The following is a 553-nucleotide window of genomic DNA, read 5'->3' on the forward strand; positions in this document are numbered from 1 at the left end:
GTGTATGGCGATGGCGTGAACATCGCCGCCAGACTGGAAGGGCTGGCCGAGGAGGGTGGCACCACGATTTCGGACGCCGTGCGTGGTGCAGTACGCGGCAAGGTTGCGGCCCGCTTCGACGACCAGGGCGAACAGCGGGTGAAGAACATTCCCGAGCCGGTGCGCGCCTTTGCGGTGCGGGCTGAAAGTGCCATGACCTCGCCGACAGCCAAAGCTCGGCCAGCTTTCGGCGAGATCGATCTGTCACTGCCCGACAGGCCGTCGATCGCTGTGCTGCCTTTCACCAACATGTCGGGGGACCCGGAGCAAGAATACTTCACCGACGGCATCACCGAAGACATCATCACAGAGCTGTCGCGCTTTCATTCGCTGTTCGTCATCGCGCGCAATTCCTCGTTTTCATACAAGGGCAAGTCGCCCGACATTCGCCAGGTGGGCAAGGAACTCGGCGTGCGCTATGTGCTGGAAGGCAGCATCCGCAAGTCCGCCGGACACATCCGCGTCACCGGCCAATTGATCGACGCGACAACAGGCAACCACATCTGGGCAGAAA

At 61.7% G+C, this 553-nt stretch carries 1 pseudogene; it reads left to right on the forward strand.

Annotated features, from left to right (window positions below):
* Positions 1–15 precede the first annotated feature (15 nt).
* Positions 16–553 (forward strand): annotated as a pseudogene (locus AC1DY5_RS58140) (CadC-family transcriptional regulator); the annotation flags it as partial.

It is taken from the genome of Variovorax sp. P4_D9 (genome assembly GCF_056401695.1).